This window comes from Pseudomonas sp. 22490 (assembly GCF_052044465.1).
Lineage (GTDB): Bacteria > Pseudomonadota > Gammaproteobacteria > Pseudomonadales > Pseudomonadaceae > Pseudomonas > Pseudomonas aeruginosa.
Genome location: NZ_JBQENS010000037.1, coordinates 14627 through 31899, shown reverse-complemented (window position 1 = coordinate 31899; position 17273 = coordinate 14627). Strand labels below are relative to the sequence as shown.

At 65.8% G+C, this 17273-nt stretch carries 16 protein-coding genes; 6 read left to right on the top strand and 10 right to left on the bottom strand.

Going from position 1 to position 17273, the window contains the following annotated elements; all coding sequences use genetic code 11:
• The first annotated feature begins 159 nt into the window (after positions 1-159).
• From nfxB to glyA, 3 genes are all read left to right on the top strand, one after another.
• A complete protein-coding gene (nfxB, locus tag ACTJJX_RS29455) occupies positions 160-723 on the top strand; it encodes an efflux pump transcriptional repressor NfxB (RefSeq protein ID WP_003094842.1) in 564 nt (187 codons plus the stop codon).
• A 243-nt stretch (positions 724-966) separates the two neighbouring features.
• Complete coding sequence (morA, locus tag ACTJJX_RS29450; protein WP_023082683.1) at positions 967-5214, top strand: cyclic di-GMP receptor MorA; 4248 nt, start codon at positions 967-969, stop codon at positions 5212-5214.
• 122 nt (positions 5215-5336) lie between these two features.
• Positions 5337-6590, top strand: a complete 1254-nt coding sequence (glyA, locus tag ACTJJX_RS29445) for a serine hydroxymethyltransferase (RefSeq protein WP_003094846.1) — start codon at positions 5337-5339, stop codon at positions 6588-6590.
• Positions 6591-6667: 77 nt separating this feature from the next.
• Here the strand turns inward: glyA and ACTJJX_RS29440 are convergent, their stop codons facing one another.
• The 5 genes from ACTJJX_RS29440 to ACTJJX_RS29420 all read right to left on the bottom strand — a co-directional run bounded on the left by ACTJJX_RS29440 (position 6668) and on the right by ACTJJX_RS29420 (position 11297).
• Positions 6668-7048: a hypothetical protein gene (locus ACTJJX_RS29440; protein WP_003121337.1), complete on the bottom strand. Its 381-nt coding sequence runs from the start codon at positions 7046-7048 to the stop codon at positions 6668-6670.
• 22 nt (positions 7049-7070) lie between these two features.
• Positions 7071-8075 carry a GTPase gene (gene yjiA / locus ACTJJX_RS29435; RefSeq protein ID WP_016852130.1) on the bottom strand — a complete coding sequence of 335 codons (1005 nt, stop codon included), beginning with the start codon at positions 8073-8075 and terminating at the stop codon, positions 7071-7073.
• Positions 8076-8134: 59 nt separating this feature from the next.
• Positions 8135-8338, bottom strand: a complete 204-nt coding sequence (locus tag ACTJJX_RS29430; protein WP_003094856.1) for a YbdD/YjiX family protein — start codon at positions 8336-8338, stop codon at positions 8135-8137.
• A gap of 48 nt (positions 8339-8386) precedes the next feature.
• On the bottom strand, positions 8387-10453 hold the full coding sequence (locus ACTJJX_RS29425; RefSeq protein ID WP_003094859.1) for a carbon starvation CstA family protein: 2067 nt from the start codon (positions 10451-10453) through the stop codon (positions 8387-8389).
• Between the two features lie 337 nt (positions 10454-10790).
• Positions 10791-11297 carry a DUF3015 domain-containing protein gene (locus ACTJJX_RS29420; protein WP_003094862.1) on the bottom strand — a complete coding sequence of 169 codons (507 nt, stop codon included), beginning with the start codon at positions 11295-11297 and terminating at the stop codon, positions 10791-10793.
• A 202-nt stretch (positions 11298-11499) separates the two neighbouring features.
• On the opposite strand from ACTJJX_RS29420, the gene mapZ reads away from it, so the two are divergent.
• Positions 11500-11877, top strand: a complete 378-nt coding sequence (mapZ, locus tag ACTJJX_RS29415; RefSeq protein ID WP_003094864.1) for a cyclic di-GMP-binding protein MapZ — start codon at positions 11500-11502, stop codon at positions 11875-11877.
• A 6-nt stretch (positions 11878-11883) separates the two neighbouring features.
• Here mapZ and radA read toward each other — a convergent pair whose 3' ends face one another.
• A complete protein-coding gene (gene radA / locus ACTJJX_RS29410) occupies positions 11884-13245 on the bottom strand; it encodes a DNA repair protein RadA (protein WP_003094867.1) in 1362 nt (453 codons plus the stop codon).
• 109 nt (positions 13246-13354) lie between these two features.
• Here radA and ACTJJX_RS29405 point away from each other — a divergent pair, with 109 nt between their 5' ends.
• Complete coding sequence (locus ACTJJX_RS29405) at positions 13355-13789, top strand: CopD family protein (protein ID WP_003112796.1); 435 nt, start codon at positions 13355-13357, stop codon at positions 13787-13789.
• A 61-nt stretch (positions 13790-13850) separates the two neighbouring features.
• Here the strand turns inward: ACTJJX_RS29405 and ACTJJX_RS29400 are convergent, their stop codons facing one another.
• The 4 genes from ACTJJX_RS29400 to ACTJJX_RS29385 all read right to left on the bottom strand — a co-directional run bounded on the left by ACTJJX_RS29400 (position 13851) and on the right by ACTJJX_RS29385 (position 16811).
• Positions 13851-14105 (bottom strand): YdcH family protein, encoded by a 255-nt coding sequence (locus tag ACTJJX_RS29400; RefSeq protein WP_003104887.1) that lies wholly within the window; start codon positions 14103-14105, stop codon positions 13851-13853.
• Positions 14106-14179: 74 nt separating this feature from the next.
• A complete protein-coding gene (locus tag ACTJJX_RS29395; protein ID WP_016852131.1) occupies positions 14180-14731 on the bottom strand; it encodes an ankyrin repeat domain-containing protein in 552 nt (183 codons plus the stop codon).
• Between the two features lie 53 nt (positions 14732-14784).
• Positions 14785-16326, bottom strand: a complete 1542-nt coding sequence (katB, locus tag ACTJJX_RS29390) for a catalase KatB (protein ID WP_003094881.1) — start codon at positions 16324-16326, stop codon at positions 14785-14787.
• Positions 16323-16811, bottom strand: a complete 489-nt coding sequence (locus tag ACTJJX_RS29385) for a hypothetical protein (protein ID WP_170835787.1) — start codon at positions 16809-16811, stop codon at positions 16323-16325. Before ACTJJX_RS29385 ends, katB begins: the two co-directional genes overlap by 4 nt.
• A gap of 42 nt (positions 16812-16853) precedes the next feature.
• Here ACTJJX_RS29385 and mscL point away from each other — a divergent pair, with 42 nt between their 5' ends.
• On the top strand, positions 16854-17267 hold the full coding sequence (gene mscL, locus ACTJJX_RS29380; protein ID WP_016852133.1) for a large-conductance mechanosensitive channel protein MscL: 414 nt from the start codon (positions 16854-16856) through the stop codon (positions 17265-17267).
• Positions 17268-17273 lie beyond the last annotated feature (6 nt).

The following is a 17273-nucleotide window of genomic DNA, read 5'->3' as shown; positions in this document are numbered from 1 at the left end:
ACACACCCGACCGTTGATTGAAAACGGATCGAATGGTACTTTTTCGAGCTAATTGAGTCAATATTGTCTCAAATGATCTTTTGACAGCTAATTCCTTTGGACGCGAGGCCAGTTTTCTGCACAATGCGCACAATCAGAAAAACCAACCGGGACCCATCGATGACCCTGATTTCCCATGACGAGCGACTCATCAAGGCGCTGGCAGTCGCTATCGTCGACCGCCCGCGAGCGACGCTGAAGGAACTGGCCGAGGCGGCCGGCGTAAGCAAGGCCACCCTGCACCGCTTCTGCGGCACGCGGGACAACCTGGTGCAGATGCTCGAGGACCACGGAGAGACCGTACTGAACCAGATCATCCAGGCCTGCGACCTGGAGCATGCCGAGCCTCTGGAGGCGTTGCAGCGCCTGATCAAGGAACACCTCACCCACCGCGAGCTGCTGGTATTCCTGGTATTCCAGTACCGCCCGGACTTCCTCGACCCGCACGGCGAAGGCGCACGCTGGCAGTCCTACCTGGAAGCGCTGGACGCCTTCTTCCTGCGCGGACAGCAGAAAGGCGTGTTTCGCATCGACATCACGGCGGCCGTGTTCACCGAACTGTTCATCACCCTGGTCTACGGCATGGTCGATGCGGAACGTCGCGGACGGGCGGCCAGCTCCAATTCCGCGCATACCCTGGAGCAGATGTTCCTCCATGGCGCCTCCAATCCGGCGCGCTCCTGACCCTCGCGCCCGCGGCGGCGCCCCTCTCGTCGCCGCATGGCACGGACCGATCCGCGTGCCGTCGACTTCGGCCGCCCGGAGGCCTGCTCGACACTCGGGAAGATCAGTCGTCACCGGTCCTGCGACAAAGTGCCTCGACAGCCGGAAAGGACCGTGACGCTCGTCGGCGATACTGGCACTTGGCCTTGCTTCCGGGCATCCTAACTGTCTACCGAATCACACCTCCCCCAGGAATTCCGGTCAGTGTCGACCCCCTCGCTAACCCCGTCGCCGCCTCCCGCCGGCGACCCACTGACCGTACCCGACCGACCGGCAGCCAAGGCTGGCCTGCTGTTGCTGGTCCTGTTGATGCTCGGCCTGCTGCTCTGGCAGATGAGCCAGGAGCTGCGCCAGCAGGAACGCTTCGAACACGAGCGAGCCGCGGCCCAGCTCGATCGTCTCAACGACCGCCTGTCCCTGACCCTCGAACTCAAGGCGCGCACCGCCCTCGCCCTGCTCCCGGGCGTGCCCCCCAGCGAGCGTGGCGAGATACAGGGCAGGCTGTTGCCGCGCATCAGCGATGCGCTGCCGCAGGTGCGCCAGTTGCAATGGGTGGACAGCGCCCTGCAGACGGACAGCCCGTCGCCGGAAACGACGCTGCCCGAGCAGTTGCGCCAGCACGCCGGCTCCGGCCTCTACCACTATTGCCTCGACCCGCGCGACGGCGAATCCCTCTACCTGACCCTGCGCGAACCCGGCAGCCGCCGCGACAGTGGCTTCTGGCTGTTGCACCTGGCCAGCGACAGCCTCGCCCAGTGGAGTCCCGACCTGCCCACCGGCAACCTGCTCTGGCGCCTGGAAGACCAATACGCCGGGCGGGTGCTCTGGCATACCCCGGGGAGCACGGCGCTGCTCGACGACATGCAGACCCTCGGCGTGGAACCGCTGCGCAACAGCGACTGGCAGCTTCGCGGGCTCTACGACAGCACGCGAGTGCGGCTCGGCCTGCTGCCGGGAATCGGCGGCGAGCTGGCGATCTTCCTCCTGCTGGTCGGCGTCACCGTGTACATGCTGCTGCGCCTGCACCGCGAGCAACAGGGCCTGCGCGCCATGACCCTGGCCTCGCAGCGCAGCCTGCGCCAGGCGGCCACGGCACTGGCGGCGATCGACGAGCGGGTGCTGGTGACCCGCGCCGACGGCCGCCTCAGCTACCTCAATCCCCAGGCCGAACGCCTCTTCGGCATCAGTTCGGCCCAGGCCCGCCAGCATCATCTGCTGGGCCTGCTGCCGGACCTCGAGCCAGGCTGGCTGACGGACGCCGGTGGCGACGGAGAGACCCGTAGCGAGCTGCTGCCGCTGCGGGTGCGCGGCGAGCCGCGAACGTTCACCCTCAGCCGCCATCCGCTGGCCAGCTATCCGGCGCTCGCCGACCAGGCCTGGACCCTCCGCGAGCAGATACTCCAGGGCGGGCAGGTCTGGGTGTTGCGCGACGTCACCGAGGAACAGCACGCCCTCGGCGTCCTGGAGGAAACCCGGCGGCGCTACCAGGACATCTTCGAAGGGGTCGGCGTGGCCCTCTGCGTGCTCGACCTCTCCGCCCTGCGCCAGGCTCTTGTGGAGCAAGGCCTGGACAGCTGCGCCGCACTGCGCGCCTGGCTCGCCGGCGAACCCGGGCGGCAGCAGGCGCTGCTGGAGCGGATCCGCATCACCGAGATCAACGATGTCAGTCGCCGCCTGCTACAGATCGATTCCACCGAACAGGCCTGGCAGCGCTTGCTCGACCACGGCCCGCTACAACCGGACAGCCTGCGCCTGCAGGTGATCGAGGCGCTCATCGAGCGCCGGCCGGTACTCGAACTTGAAGCCACGCTGCGCTGCGGCAAGAGCACGCCGCGGCACCTGTGGTTGCAACTGCGCCTGCCGGAAAACCCCGGCGAATGGCATGCGGTGACCCTCAGCCTGTCCGACGTCAACAGTCGCAAGGAAGTCGAACTGTCGCTGATCGAGCGCGAGAAGTTCTGGTCGGACGCGGTCCAGGCGGTGCCCGATACCCTCTACATCCACGACCTGCACGCGCGCCGGGTGATCTTCAGCAACCATCACCTGGGCCAGCAACTGGGCTACAACCAGGAAGAACTGGCGCGGATGGGCGAGAACTTCTGGGAAACCCTGCTGCACCCCGACGACCAGGAATACTACTGGCGCATCCGCAACCTGCAGCACGTGGTCGGCGACGGCCTGCTGCTCGACAGCCAACTGCGCTGGCGCCACCGCGACGGCCGCTGGCACTGGTTCGACATCCGCGAGCAGGCCTTCAGCCGCGACCGCAGCGGTCGCGTGGCGCGCCTGATCGGCGTGGCCAAGGACATCACCTTCACCGTCGAGGCGAACAACGCGCTGCGCGAGAACGGCCGACGCTACCGCATGCTGGCGGAAAACATCAGCGACGTGATCTTCTCCACCGACGCCGAACTCAACGCCAGCTACGTCAGCCCCTCGGTACAGCACGTGTTCGGCTACAGCCCGGAATGGGCGCTGCTCAACGGCCTCCATCAGACCGCCACCAACCCGCGCCAGCTCGGCCGCCTGAACGGCCTGCTGCGCCGCGTGCGGCACGCCATCGGCGACCGCCAGAAGCTCGCCGAGCTGCGGGAAAACCCTGGCCAGCATCTGTTCGCCCTCGACTGCCTGCGCGCCGACGGACGCAAGATTCCCATCGAACTGCGGATCGTCCTGATGTGGGACGAGCACGACCGCTTCGAAGGCCTGCTCGGCATCGCCCGCGACATCAGCCAGCAGCGCCGCGCCGAACGCGAGCTGCGGATGGCGGCGACGGTATTCGAACACTCCACGGCGGCGATCATGGTCACCGACCCGGCCGGCTACATCGTCCAGGTCAACGATTCCTTCTCGCGCCTGACCGGCTACAGCCCGGCCGACGTGCTCGACCAGCAGCCGCGCCTGCTCACCGCCGACCGCCAGGAAGCCAACCAGCTCAAGCACGTGCTCGCCAGCCTGCAGCACAGCGGCAGCTGGGAAGGCGAGATCCTGCAGAAGCGCAAGACCGGCGAACTCTATCCGTCCTGGGTCGGCATCACCGCGGTGCGTGACGAGGAAGGCGACCTGGTCAGCTTCGTCTGCTTCTTCAGCGACATCAGCGAGCGCAAGGCCAGCGAGCGGCGCATCCACCGCCTGGCCTACTACGACGCCCTCACCCACCTGCCCAACCGCACGCTGTTCCAGGACCGTCTGCATACCGCCCTGCAGCAGGCCGAGCGCAACGGCCAGTGGGTGGTGCTGATGTTCCTCGACCTCGACCGCTTCAAGCCGATCAACGACTCCCTCGGCCACGCCGCCGGCGACCGCATGCTGCAGGAAGTGGCGACCCGCCTGAGCGCCTGCGTCAGCCAGGACGATACCGTGGCGCGCATGGGCGGCGACGAATTCACCCTGCTGCTGCCTTCCCAGGGCGACCGCGAGATCGCCCTGAAACGGGCGATCCAGGTCGCCGAGCTGATCCTCGGCCGTCTGGCCCGGCCGTTCACCCTGGAAGGCCGTGAATTCTTCGTCACCGCCAGCATCGGCGTGGCCTTGTCGCCCCAGGACGGCGCCGAACTGAGCCTGCTGATGAAGAACGCCGACACGGCGATGTACCACGCCAAGGAGATGGGCAAGAACAACTTCCAGTTCTACCAGGCCGAGATGAACGCTCGCGCCCTGGAGCGCCTGGAACTGGAAAGCGACCTGCGCCGCGCCCTTGAACTGGGCGAGTTCGTCCTCCACTACCAGCCGCAGTTCACCGGCGACGGCCGCCGCCTGACCGGCGCCGAGGCCCTGCTGCGCTGGCAGCATCCGCGCCGCGGACTGGTTCCGCCGAGCGAGTTCATTCCGGTGCTGGAGGAGATCGGCCTGGTGGCCCAGGTCGGCGACTGGCTGCTGGCGGAAGCCTGCAAGCAGTTGCGCAGCTGGCACAAGGCCAAGGTGCGGGTGCCAAAGGTCTCGGTGAACCTCTCGGCACGGCAGTTCGCCGATGGCCAGTTGGGCGAGCGGATCGCCGCGATCCTCTACGAGACAGGCATCCCGCCGGCATGCCTGGAGCTGGAACTGACCGAAAGCATCCTGATGAGTGACGTCGCCGAGGCCATGCAGATCCTCTCCGGGCTCAAGCGCCTCGGCCTGGCCATCGCGGTGGACGACTTCGGCACCGGCTACTCCTCGCTGAACTACCTCAAGCAGTTCCCCATCGACGTGTTGAAGATCGACCGCAGCTTCGTCGACGGCCTGCCCCACGGCGAACAGGACGCACAGATCGCCCGGGCGATCATTGCCATGGCCCACAGCCTGAACCTGATGGTGATCGCCGAGGGCGTGGAGAGCCAGGCCCAGCTGGACTTCCTTCGCGAGCACGGCTGCGACGAGGTGCAAGGCTACCTGTTCGGCCGGCCGATGCCCGCCGAGCAGTTCGGCATGCTCTACGCCAGCGACGTGCTGTTCATGTTCAACGAGGGCTGAGCCGCCGTGCGGCGCGCTTGAGCGCCGCTTATCCGCGACATGATGGCCTTTCATGTGCCAGCACCCGCCGCATGGGTTAGAATGCGCGCCTTTTCCCAGCACCGATCCTTATGAGGACCGCCATGTTCAGCCGTGATTTGACCCTCGCCCGCTACGATGCCGAACTCTTTGCCGCGATGGAGCAGGAAGCCCAGCGCCAGGAAGAGCACATCGAGCTGATCGCCTCCGAGAACTACACCAGCCCGGCGGTGATGGAAGCCCAGGGTTCGGTGCTGACCAACAAGTACGCCGAAGGTTATCCGCACAAGCGCTACTACGGCGGCTGCGAGTACGTCGATATCGTCGAGCAACTGGCCATCGACCGCGCCAAGCAACTGTTCGGCGCCGATTACGCCAACGTCCAGCCGCACGCCGGCTCCCAGGCCAACGCCGCGGTCTACCTGGCCCTGCTGTCGGCCGGCGACACCATCCTCGGCATGAGCCTGGCCCATGGCGGCCACCTGACCCACGGCGCCAGCGTCTCCTCCTCCGGCAAGCTGTACAACGCCGTGCAGTACGGCATCGACGCCAATGGCCTGATCGACTACGACGAAGTCGAGCGCCTGGCCGTGGAGCACAAGCCGAAGATGATCGTCGCCGGCTTCTCCGCCTATTCCCAGGTCCTCGATTTCGCCCGCTTCCGCGCCATCGCCGACAAGGTCGGCGCCTACCTGTTCGTCGACATGGCCCACGTCGCCGGCCTGGTCGCCGCTGGCGTCTACCCGAACCCGGTGCCGTTCGCCGACGTGGTCACCACCACCACCCACAAGACCCTGCGCGGTCCGCGCGGTGGCCTGATCCTGGCGCGCGCCAACGAGGAGATCGAGAAGAAGCTCAACTCCGCGGTATTCCCCGGCGCCCAGGGCGGTCCGCTGGAGCACGTGATCGCGGCCAAGGCGGTGTGCTTCAAGGAAGCCCTGCAGCCGGAGTTCAAGACCTACCAACAGCAGGTCCTGAAGAACGCCCAGAGCATGGCCCAGGTCTTCCTCGACCGCGGTTTCGACGTGGTTTCCGGCGGCACCCAGAACCACCTGTTCCTGCTCTCCCTGATCAAGCAGGACATCACCGGCAAAGACGCCGACGCCGCCCTCGGCCGCGCGTTCATCACCGTGAACAAGAACTCGGTCCCGAACGACCCGCGCTCGCCGTTCGTCACCTCCGGCCTGCGCATCGGTACCCCGGCCGTGACCACCCGCGGCTTCAAGGAAGCCGAGTGCCGCGAGCTGGCCGGCTGGATCTGCGACATCCTCGAGAACATGGGCGACGAGTCCGTGGTCGACGGCGTACGCGAGAAGGTCAAGGCGATCTGCGCCAAGTTCCCGGTCTACGGCAACTAAGCGACAAGGCAAGACGAAAGAGCCCGGCAAATGCCGGGCTTTTTCATTTCCTCCGAGGGAGGAGGCGCCGGGTAGCGTTATCGCCGGTCCTCGACATGGATCACCGCCAAGGCCTCGGCATCCTCGCCCCGCCGGGAGCGGCCGTGCATGCCGACGAGCAGCTCGCCGGCGTCCTCCTCCAGTTCCTCGCGAGGGACGAAGGTAAGGATGTCCGGGTGATGCCCGGTCACCACCCAGCCGCGGCCGTTGTCCAGGGTGATCACACCGAAGTCGCCCGCCGGCGTGCCGACCTGTACCGCTCCCCACTCGGCCAGCAATGCCCGCGCCTGGGCCGCGAGGTCCGGCTCCGGCTGCGTGAGGATCACGCAAGTGCCCTGGGCGAACAGCACCCAGGATTTGTCCGCGCCACGGATGCAGTCCCGCCAGGCGCCGATCAATGCGTTCCTGTCCATTTCCACGCTCCTTTGGCGTCGATGCGCCTCAGCGGCCTTCGACGATGCGTTCGAAGCCCTCGCGGATACTGTCCTCCGGCAGGTTGTCGCCGATGAACACGATCACGCTCTCGCGCGCCTCGTCGTCCCGCCACTCGCTATCCCAGTCGAAGCCGTAGAGTCGCAGCACGCCCTGGAACACCAGGCGACGCGGCTCGCCGGCGATGTTCAGCACGCCCTTGTAGCGCAGCAGGGAATTGCCATGCCACTGCAACAGGTCGTCCATGAACTCGCTCAGCCTTTCGAGATCGAGCGGCGTGTCGCTGCGCAGTACCAGGGTGCCGATGCGATCGCGGCTGTCCTTGGCTGCCACCGCTCGCAGCGGGCGCAGGCCGATGCCAGGACCGAGGTCGGCGTTGAGGTTGAAGCCACGTACGTCGAGCAGGTGCGCCAGGTCGATGCGGCCGTGCTCGACCACATGCACCAGCGCCCTCCGGTTGATCCGTTGCAGGCGCTGTCCCAGGGCCTCGAAGGTGGCGGCGTCGACCAGGTCGGTCTTGCTCACCAGGATGCGGTCGGCGAAGCCGACCTGGGCCTGGGCGATGGTTTCCTGCAGGTGACGCTCGGCGTTGGCGGCGTCCACCAGGGTGATGATGCCGTCCAGCACGTAGCGCTGGCAGAGTTCCTCGTCGGCGAAGAAGGTCTGCGCCACCGGCGCCGGATCGGCCAGGCCGGTGCACTCGATCACCAGGCGGTCGAAGTCGATCTCGCCGTTGTCGCGGCGCTCCAGCAGGAGGAACAGGGCCTTTTCCAGGTCGGTGTTGATCGAGCAGCAGACGCAGCCGTTGGACAGCGTCATCACCTGCACCGGCTCGACGCCGAGCAACTGGCCGTCGATCGGCGTCTCGCTGTACTCGTTCTCGATCACCGCGATCTTCATGCCGTGCTCGGCCTGCAGCAGGTACTTGAGCAGGGTGGTCTTGCCGGCGCCGAGGAAGCCGGTGAGCACGGTGACGGGGATCGGGGCGTGGTTGTCGTTGGCTACTTCGGACATGCGCAACTTCCAGAAAAGACGCGGGCCACGTCAGACGTGGCCCGCGGAAGGATGGGGATTCAGCAGCAGCGGATCGGCCGACCCTTGCCGCCACCGTAGCGCGCCTCCTGGCGCTCGCGGAAGAACTCCTCGTAGGTCATCACCGGCTTGTCCGGGTGCTTGTTGCGCATGTGCTCGACATAGGTGTCGTAGTCGGGCATGCCGACCAGCATCCGGGCGGCCTGGCCCAGGTATTTGCCCATGCGGCTGAGGTCGTTGAACATGGCGAGTTCCTCGTTAAGGCTCCCCGGCGAACCGGGGAGCGCGGCCGGTCAGGCGTCGGGGATGGGCTCGAACGGGGTTTCCTTGTCGGTCCGCTCGCTCTTGCCCCAGGCCGCGATGCCGACCTTGATGGCGTAGAACAGTACGCTGAAGACCACCAGCAGGAACAGCACGGTCAGACCGGCGTTGATGTAGGCGTTCAGCACCACGTGCTGCATCTGGCCGATATCCTTGGCCGGCGCCAGCACCTGGCCGGCATCCAGCGCGGTGGCGTACTTCTCGCCAAGAGCGACGAAGCCGACCGCCGGGTTGCTGTCGAAGATCTTGATCAGGCCCGCGGTGGTGGTGCAGATCAGCAACCAGGCCGCCGGCAGGATGGTGACCCAGACATACTGCTGGCGCTTCATCTTGATCAGGACCACGGTGGCGAGCATCAGCGCGATGCCGGCGAGCATCTGGTTGGAAATGCCGAACAGCGGCCACAGGGTATTGATCCCGCCCAGCGGGTCGACCACGCCCTGGTACAGCAGCCAGCCCCACAGCGCCACGCAGCCGCCGGTGCCGATGATGTTGGCGGTCCACGACTCGGTCTTCTTCAGCGCCGGCACGAAGTTGCCCAGCAGGTCCTGCAGCATGAAGCGCCCGGCACGGGTGCCGGCGTCCACCGCGGTGAGGATGAACAAGGCCTCGAAGAGGATCGCGAAGTGGTACCAGAAGGCCATGGTGTTCTCGCCCGGCAGCACCTGGTGGAGGATGTGCGCGATCCCCACCGCCAGGGTCGGCGCGCCGCCGGCACGGGCCAGGATGGTGGTCTCGCCGATGTCCTGGGCGGTCTGGGTGAGTTGCTCCGGCGTGATGGCGAAGCCCCAGCTGCTGACGGTCGCGGCCACCGCGTTGACGTCGGCGCCGACCACCGCCGGCGGGCTGTTCATGGCGAAGTAGATGCCCGGCTCGATCACCGAGGCGGCGACCATCGCCATGATCGCCACGAAGGACTCCATCAGCATGCCGCCGTAGCCGATGTAGCGGGCGTCGGGCTCGCGGTTGAGCAGCTTCGGCGTGGTCCCCGAGGAGATCAGCGCGTGGAAGCCGGACACCGCGCCGCAGGCGATGGTGATGAACAGGAACGGGAACAGGCTGCCTTTCCAGACCGGGCCGGTGCCGTCGGTGAACTGGGTCAGGGCCGGCATCTTCAGTTCCGGCATGACGATCAGGATGCCGATCGCCAGGCCGATGATGGTGCCGATCTTGAGGAAGGTCGACAGGTAGTCGCGCGGCGCCAGCAGCAGCCACACCGGCAGTACCGAGGCGACGGCGCCGTAGCCGATCAGCATCCAGGTGATCTGGATTCCACTGAAGGTGAAATGCGGCGCCCATTCCGGACTGGCCGCGACCTGCCCGCCGAGCCAGATCGAACCGAGCAGGAGGAACACCCCGATGATCGAGATCTCGCCGATCCGGCCGGGGCGGATGAAGCGCATGTAGACGCCCATGAACAGCGCGATGGGAATGGTCGCGAGGACGGTGAACATGCCCCAGGGGCTGTCGGCCAGAGCCTTCACCACGATCAGCGCGAGCACCGCGAGGATGATGATCATGATCAGGAAGGCGCCGAACAGCGCGATGGTCCCGGCCACCTGGCCCATTTCCTCGCGCACCAGCTCACCCAGCGAGCGGCCGTTGCGGCGGCTGGAGATGAACAGGACCATGAAGTCCTGCACCGCGCCGGCGAGGACTACGCCGGCGATCAGCCAGAGGGTGCCGGGCAGGTAGCCCATCTGCGCGGCAAGGACCGGACCGACCAGCGGACCGGCGCCGGCGATGGCGGCGAAGTGGTGGCCGAAGAGGATGTGCTTGTTGGTCGGGACGTAGTCCAGGCCATCGTTGTTGAGTACCGCGGGAGTGGCGCGGTTGGGGTCCAGTTGCATCACCTTGCTGGCGATGAACAGGCTGTAGTAACGGTAGGCGACCAGGTAGATGGCCACCGCCGCCACCACGATCCACAAGGCGTTGATCGCTTCGCCACGACGCAGGGCGACGACGCCCAGGGCCGCGGCGCCCACGATCGCCACCACCAGCCAGGCGAGGTGACGTAGCAGGCTATTGTTATTGTTCATAGTGTTTGGCTTCCGACAGATGGAGGGCGCAGTTCTGCAGCGAAAATTCTAGCCGCGAACCGACCAGGGGTCATACGACCTTAGTCTAGAGCGGTTACCGCGCGATGGCGGTAGGCGCAATGTCGCAGGAATCCGCCGGAAAAGTCCATGGCCGACAAGGGCCGGCCAGGCGAAAACGCTTCGGCGCGACCTTGCCCTCTCCGTAGGAAGCGCCCTGGGAAAACGCCGCATGCCCAAGCCGTTCGTCTGCCGTGGCAACGAAGGCGGCAACCTCCGGCGGGCAGGCCGCGCACACGAAAAAGCCCGCCGTAGCGGGCTCTTTCCTGGGCCTGAGGTCTCAGGCCGGTTGCTTGGCGTAGCGCGCCAGGGTGCCGTCGCGACTCATCACCGCCAGGGTGTTGCTCAGGACCTGTTCGCCCGTCGCATCCTTGCTCGCGAAGATCTCGCCGAAATGCTGCTGGGTGACCTGGGCGAAGTGCGCCCGGTCCTTGGCTTCCACGCCGAGCAGCACGGCATAGGCGTCGAGCGCTTCGCCCTGGCCCTTGGCCATGTCCTCGGCGATGTTGTCGAGCATCCCGTTCATGGCGAAGATCGAGCGGCCGCCGTAGCCCAGGCGTGCATTGGTGTTGCAACCGTTGGTCCCGGAGGTCATGCCGAAGGTGGCGTTGCCCGAGGTACCGTTGGTGGTGGTGGCCAGCAGGTGCGGGAACAGGCCGCGCTGGCCCTCGAACACCATGTTGCCCCAACCACAGCCATTACCGCCTGCCGCGTCGGCGTGTGCCGTCATGCTGCCCAGGCTCAGCAGCCCCAGAACCAACCCCTTGCTCAAAAGTCGCTTGTCCATGTCTGCGCTCCGCAGTTGTATTTTGGAGAAAAACGCTTTAGCAGCTTTGGCGAGACTTGACGAACTGTCAAACTCGGACACATGCCGCCGATCCAGCCGCACAGGCGGGGACGGACGGCACCGCCGATCGAATTCCGCCACTTCCCCGCCGGCATGGCTTGGCTATAGTGGTATCCAGCAGCGCGCACCGAGGGATCGCGACATGAGTGACCAGCACGACGAACGTCGACGTTTCCACCGGATCGCCTTCGACGCCGACAGCGAGATCCTCCAGGGCGAACGGCGCTGGGAGGTCTTGCTCCACGACGTCTCCCTGCACGGCATCCTGGTCGGCCAGCCGCAGGACTGGAACGGCGACCCGCAACGGCCCTTCGAGGCCCGCCTGTACCTGGGCCTGGATGTACTGATCCGCATGGAGATCAGCCTGGCCTGGGCTCGCGACGGCCTGCTCGGCTTCGAATGCCAGCACATCGACCTCGACTCCATCAGCCACCTGCGCCGCCTGGTGGAACTGAACCTGGGCGACGAGGAACTCCTCGAGCGCGAGCTGGCCCTGCTGGTCAGCGCCCACGACGACTGAGGCGGGTCACTCGAAGAGGGCGTCCAGGGCCTGCTCGAGGCGCGTCACGGCGATCACCTGCAATCCCGCCGGCGCCTCCTTCGGCGCGTTGCCGAGGGGTACGATGGCACGCTTGAAACCATGCTTGCCGGCTTCCTTCAGGCGCTCCTGGCCGCTCGGCACCGGACGCACCTCGCCGGACAGCCCGACCTCGCCGAACACCAGCAGGTCGTGCGGCAGCGGGCGGTTGCGCAGGCTGGACATCACCGCCGCCATCAACGCCAGGTCGGAGGCGGTTTCCAGCACCTTGACCCCACCCACCACGTTGAGGAACACGTCCTGGTCGTAGGTCGGGATACCGCCGTGCCGGTGCAGCACCGCCAGCAGCATCGCCAGGCGGTTCTGGTCGAGGCCCAGGGTCACCCGCCGCGGATTCGCCAGGTGACTGGTGTCGACCAGCGCCTGGACCTCCACCAGCATCGGCCGCGAGCCTTCCCAGGTGGCCATCACCACGCTGCCGGGCACCGCTTCCTGGGCCCGCGTGAGGAAGATCGCCGAAGGGTTGCTCACTTCCTTCAGGCCTTTGTCGGTCATGCCGAACACTCCCAGTTCGTTGACCGCGCCGAAGCGGTTCTTCACCGCCCGCAGCAGGCGCAGGCGGCCGTCTGATTCGCCCTCGAAATACAGTACGGTGTCGACCATGTGTTCGAGCACCCGCGGGCCGGCCAGGGCGCCTTCCTTGGTCACGTGGCCGACCAGGAAGATCGCCGTGCCGCTCTGCTTGGCATAGCGCACCAGCATCGCGGCGCTCTCGCGGACCTGGGCGACGCCACCCGGCGCCGATTGCAACTGCTCGGTGAAGATGGTCTGGATCGAGTCGATCACCATCACCCGCGGCTGCTCCTGGCGCGCGGTGGCGATGATGGTTTCGATGCTGGTCTCGGTCATCACCTTGAGCTTGTCTTCCGGCAACGACAGGCGCCGCGCGCGCATCGCCACCTGCTGCTGGGATTCCTCGCCGGTGACGTACAGCGCCGGGACGCGGCTGGCCAGGTTGCAAAGGGTCTGCAGGAGAATGGTCGACTTGCCGATGCCGGGATCGCCGCCGATCAGCACCACCGAACCGTCCACCAGGCCGCCGCCGAGAACCCGGTCCAGTTCGGTGGAGCCGGTCGTGAAGCGCGGCATTTCCTCGACGCTGACCTCCGCCAGGGTCTTCAGGTTGGCCTGCTGGCCGGCCCAGCCGCCGCGGCCGGAGCCGCTCGGCGCGGCCTCGACGACGGTCTCCACCAGGGTGTTCCAGGCCCCGCAGTCCGCGCACTGGCCGGCCCATTTCGGGAAGGTCGCGCCACACTCGGTGCAGCCGTACATGCGCTTGGCCTTGGCCATGGGAACTCCTCTCGCGGGCAAAGCGCAGATGATAGCCGCTGGCTTGATTCCGATCAGCCTCGATCGACCGCGCTTCGCGCGACACTGATGGCCGGACAAGGAGACTTCCATGCGCACACTGCTGTTCCTGCACCTGCTGGGTGCCGCGATCTGGGTCGGCGGCCACCTGGTCCTGGCCCTCGGCATCCTCCCCGGCGCCCTGCGCCGCCGCGATCCCCAGGCGATCCGCGCCTTCGAGCAGGTCTACGAGCGGATCGGCATCCCCGCCCTGCTGCTGCAGGTGGTCAGCGGCCTGTGGCTGGCCAGCCTGTGGCTGCCGTTCGACCACTGGTTCGGCGCCACGCCGGTGGCCCGTGCCCTGCAGCTCAAGCTGCTGCTCCTGGCGGCGACCGCCGCCCTGGGCGTGCATGCGCGCCTGCGCCTGATCCCGAACCTGGACGCCGAGAGCCTGCCGAAGCTGGGCTGGCACATCGCCGCGATCACCCTGGTGGGCCTGGGTTTCGTCGCGGTCGGACAGAGTTTCCGTTTCGGCGGCGCCTTCTGAGCATGCCCACATGAAAAAGGGCGCCGGAGGCGCCCTTTTTCATGCCGTTGTCGTGAATGAATCAATGGCCTTTTCCGTTGGCCTTCCTCAGCCTCTCGGCGATTTCGTCCTTGAGTTGCACCCGTTGCTGCTTCAACCCCTGCAGCGCCAGGTCGTCGAGGGGTTCGCGACCGCCCTCGACCTCATAGATGCGCTTGTCGAGGCTCTCATAGTCCGCCGCCAGGCGAGTGAAGTGGGCGTCGTTGCCATGAAGTTGCTTCAGTTCGGCATGAAAATCCGGAAACTCCCGGGAAAGCGGATGTTGCTCGAGCGGCATGACGGACCTCCTCTGACGTTGTATACGACACCTCCAGACTAGCCCAGCAGGCCTCCTCCGAACATTGCCCCCGATCACCTCGCCGCCGCAGTGCCGTTCAGTTCGCCGCGTCGCAGGCTTTCCACGCTGTTGCCCAACGCATCGCGGGCGCCAAGGTCGGCACCGCGCGCCGACAGCGCCTGGAGCAGCTCCTCGCGCTTGAACAGCGCCGCGTACATGGCCGCGGTCTGCCCTGCGCCGTTGCGCTGGTCGGGGCTGCATTGCGCGCCGATCAGGCGCCGGGCGATGCGGACCTCGCCCTTGAAGATGGCGCCCATCAGGGCGGTGTTGCCGCGCGCATCCTGGACGCAGGGGTCGGCACCGGCCTCCAGCAATTGTTCCACCGCTCCGCCATGGCCGTGGTAGGCGGCCAGGATCAGCCCGGTATAGCCCTTGGCATCCTGCACATCGAGGTCGAAGCCGGCCTCGACGAACTCCTTCAGCATGGCCTGGTCACCGCGTCGGGCGGCATCGAAGAAGTAGTCGCGCAACCGCGCTTCGACCTCGACCCCATGCACCTCGCCAGCTTGCGCGGCCAGCGCCGCGAGCAGCAAGCCTGCCAGAATCCAACCTCGCATCGTCGTCATCTCCCACCAAACCGATAGAGGAAGGGCGGCCTGGATGGCCGCCCCGGTTGCGATCAATCCTGGAGCTTCGCCGCCAGTTGCCGGACGCGCTGCAGATCGGCCCCGGCCACCTTGGCCAGGCCCGTGCCGTAGTCGCTGTCAGCCTTGTAGAAGTAGGAAAGCATGATGTACTTGCTCTCGTCGTCGGTGATCGCCAACGCCCCGCCGAGACTGGCGATCAGGTCGGCCTGGTCCTTCTTGCCGTAGGAGCGGAACAGCTCGCCGGTCTGCTTGAAGTTCTGCTCGCGCTGGATCTTCGCCTGCTGGGTGGTGCCGCTCAGCGGGGTCCGCACGTAGCGGGCGCTGGCCTGCTCCTCGCGCGGATCGAGCCGGCTCGGCTGGTAGTTCACCCCGCTGGTACTGTGTCCGGCGTTCAGCGCGCCGTCCTGGTTGACGGTATTGACCTCGCTGCGCGGGCGGTTGACCGGCAGGCCCAGGCCGTTGGCGCCGACCCGGTACATCTGGGTATCGGCGTAGGCGAACAGCCGTCCCTGGAGCAGGCGATCCTCGGAGGGCTCGATGCCCGGCACCAGGTTCGACGGCGCCATGGCGACCTGTTCGGTTTCCTGGAAGAAGTTGTCGACGTTGCGGTTCAGCACCATCTGGCCGATCTTGCGCTCGGGAATGCCCGGCCAGATCTTGGTCGCGTCCAGCGGGTCGAAGTCGAATTTCGCCAGGTCCTCGGGCTTGAGCACCTGGATGTACAGGTCCCATTTCGGGAAGTCGCCCTTCCGGATCGCGCTCACCAGGTCATTGGTCATGTGGCTGTAGTCGCGCCCCTGGACTTCCGCCACCTGTTTCGGATCGAGGTTCTTCTGGCCCTGCAGGCTCTTCCAGTGGAACTTCACGTAGTGCACTTCGCCCCTGGCGTTGACCAGCTTGTAGGCATGCACGCTGTTGCCGTCCATTTCCCGGTAGCTGGCCGGGGTGCCCTCGTTGGAATACAGCAGGGTCAGGGTGCGGGTCGCCTCCGGCACGTGGGAGAAGAAATCGAAGCGTCGCGAGTCGTCGTCGAGGTTGCTGCGCGGGTCCGGCTTGAAGGCATGGACCATGTCCGGGAACTTGATCGCATCGCGGATGAAGAAGGTCGGGAAGTTGTTGCCCACCAGGTCCCAATTGCCGTCTGCGGTATAGAACTTGGTGGCGAAACCGCGCGGATCGCGCAGGGTTTCCGGGGAGTGGTTGCCGTGCACCACCGCGGAGAAGCGCACGAATACCGGGGTCTTCTCGCCCTTGCGGAAGACCTTGGCCATGCTCAGGTCGCTGATATCGGCACTGGCGACGAACTCGCCATGGGCGCCGGTGCCGCGGGCATGCACCACGCGTTCGGGAATACGCTCGCGGTCGAAACGTTGCAGCTTCTGCAGCAGTTGCACGTCCTGCAGCAGCACCGAACCGTTGGGCCCGGCGGTCTGCGAGTTCTGGTTGTCGCCCACTGGCGCACCGTTGTCACGGGTCAGGGTCGCGGCCTGCACGGACAGCGACAGGAGGCTGGCGGTCAGGCTTGCCGCCACCAGCAGGCGGCCGGGACGGAAGGCGTTCAGGGAAGGGTTCATGGAAGAGCTCCTAATGGCTTGTCAGGCGTCTTGTTGCGCCCGACCAAGGTAAGGAGCGCCGCCGGCGACGCTAAATTGAAAAACCTCACCGCGCCGATTAGGAATATCAATGCGCCCATGAATCGCAAAAAGAAATAAAAAAGACCGCCAGCCGAAGAAAGCCCGCGCTGGTGCACCAAGCACTCCCAGTCCGCTCGCCGGTAAACGAGTTCACCTTCGTTATTTGCCTGCGAAGTTAGGTCGGAGAACCTCGCCACTCCAACTTCAACTTCCGGCATCTGCATGGCGCAGTTCCAAGTTGCCGAAGTTGCTTTGTCTTCTTTCTTGGCGAATTCCTGAAAATCGACATGAGTGTAATGTTTTTCCTCTAAACTTCGTTTCTCCCCACAAGACCCGACGCAAACGTATGCCTTGCGAATTTTCGCGTTGCCGGGGGGAACCAAAACACCAATCTTCCAGCCTGAGCAACTTGCCGAAGGCTGCATTAGACTGCCTTTACCTATTAGCGAAATACAGGGAGTGAACCCATGGGTCTTCTGAGTGAATTCAAAGCCTTTGCCGTCAAGGGCAATGTCGTGGATATGGCTGTCGGTATCATCATCGGCGCGGCCTTCGGCAAGATCGTCTCGTCCTTCGTGGGCGATGTGATCATGCCGCCGATCGGACTGCTGATCGGCGGAGTCGACTTCTCCGACCTGGCGATAACGTTGAAGGCCGCCGAAGGCGACATGCCGGCGGTGGTGCTGGCCTATGGCAAGTTCATTCAGACCGTACTCGACTTCGTCATCGTGGCCTTCGCCATCTTCATGGGGGTCAAGGCGATCAACCGCCTCAAGCGCGAAGAAGCCGTCGCGCCGTCCGAACCGCCAGTGCCGAGTGCCGAGGAAACCCTGCTGACCGAGATCCGCGATCTGCTGAAAGCCCAGCAGAACAAGTCGTGATCGCGT

What these genes read in the sequence shown, in the direction of transcription:
- nfxB (WP_003094842.1), top strand. Translation starts at nt 160, where the DNA reads ATGACCCTGATTTCCCATGACGAGCGACTCATCAAGGCGCTGGCAGTC.
- glyA (WP_003094846.1), top strand. Translation starts at nt 5,337, where the DNA reads ATGTTCAGCCGTGATTTGACCCTCGCCCGCTACGATGCCGAACTCTTT.
- yjiA (WP_016852130.1), bottom strand. Translation starts at nt 8,075, where the DNA reads ATGTCCGAAGTAGCCAACGACAACCACGCCCCGATCCCCGTCACCGTG.
- ACTJJX_RS29430 (WP_003094856.1), bottom strand. Translation starts at nt 8,338, where the DNA reads ATGTTCAACGACCTCAGCCGCATGGGCAAATACCTGGGCCAGGCCGCC.
- ACTJJX_RS29425 (WP_003094859.1), bottom strand. Translation starts at nt 10,453, where the DNA reads ATGAACAATAACAATAGCCTGCTACGTCACCTCGCCTGGCTGGTGGTG.
- ACTJJX_RS29420 (WP_003094862.1), bottom strand. Translation starts at nt 11,297, where the DNA reads ATGGACAAGCGACTTTTGAGCAAGGGGTTGGTTCTGGGGCTGCTGAGC.
- mapZ (WP_003094864.1), top strand. Translation starts at nt 11,500, where the DNA reads ATGAGTGACCAGCACGACGAACGTCGACGTTTCCACCGGATCGCCTTC.
- radA (WP_003094867.1), bottom strand. Translation starts at nt 13,245, where the DNA reads ATGGCCAAGGCCAAGCGCATGTACGGCTGCACCGAGTGTGGCGCGACC.
- ACTJJX_RS29405 (WP_003112796.1), top strand. Translation starts at nt 13,355, where the DNA reads ATGCGCACACTGCTGTTCCTGCACCTGCTGGGTGCCGCGATCTGGGTC.
- ACTJJX_RS29400 (WP_003104887.1), bottom strand. Translation starts at nt 14,105, where the DNA reads ATGCCGCTCGAGCAACATCCGCTTTCCCGGGAGTTTCCGGATTTTCAT.
- ACTJJX_RS29395 (WP_016852131.1), bottom strand. Translation starts at nt 14,731, where the DNA reads ATGACGACGATGCGAGGTTGGATTCTGGCAGGCTTGCTGCTCGCGGCG.
- katB (WP_003094881.1), bottom strand. Translation starts at nt 16,326, where the DNA reads ATGAACCCTTCCCTGAACGCCTTCCGTCCCGGCCGCCTGCTGGTGGCG.
- ACTJJX_RS29385 (WP_170835787.1), bottom strand. Translation starts at nt 16,811, where the DNA reads ATGCAGCCTTCGGCAAGTTGCTCAGGCTGGAAGATTGGTGTTTTGGTT.
- mscL (WP_016852133.1), top strand. Translation starts at nt 16,854, where the DNA reads ATGGGTCTTCTGAGTGAATTCAAAGCCTTTGCCGTCAAGGGCAATGTC.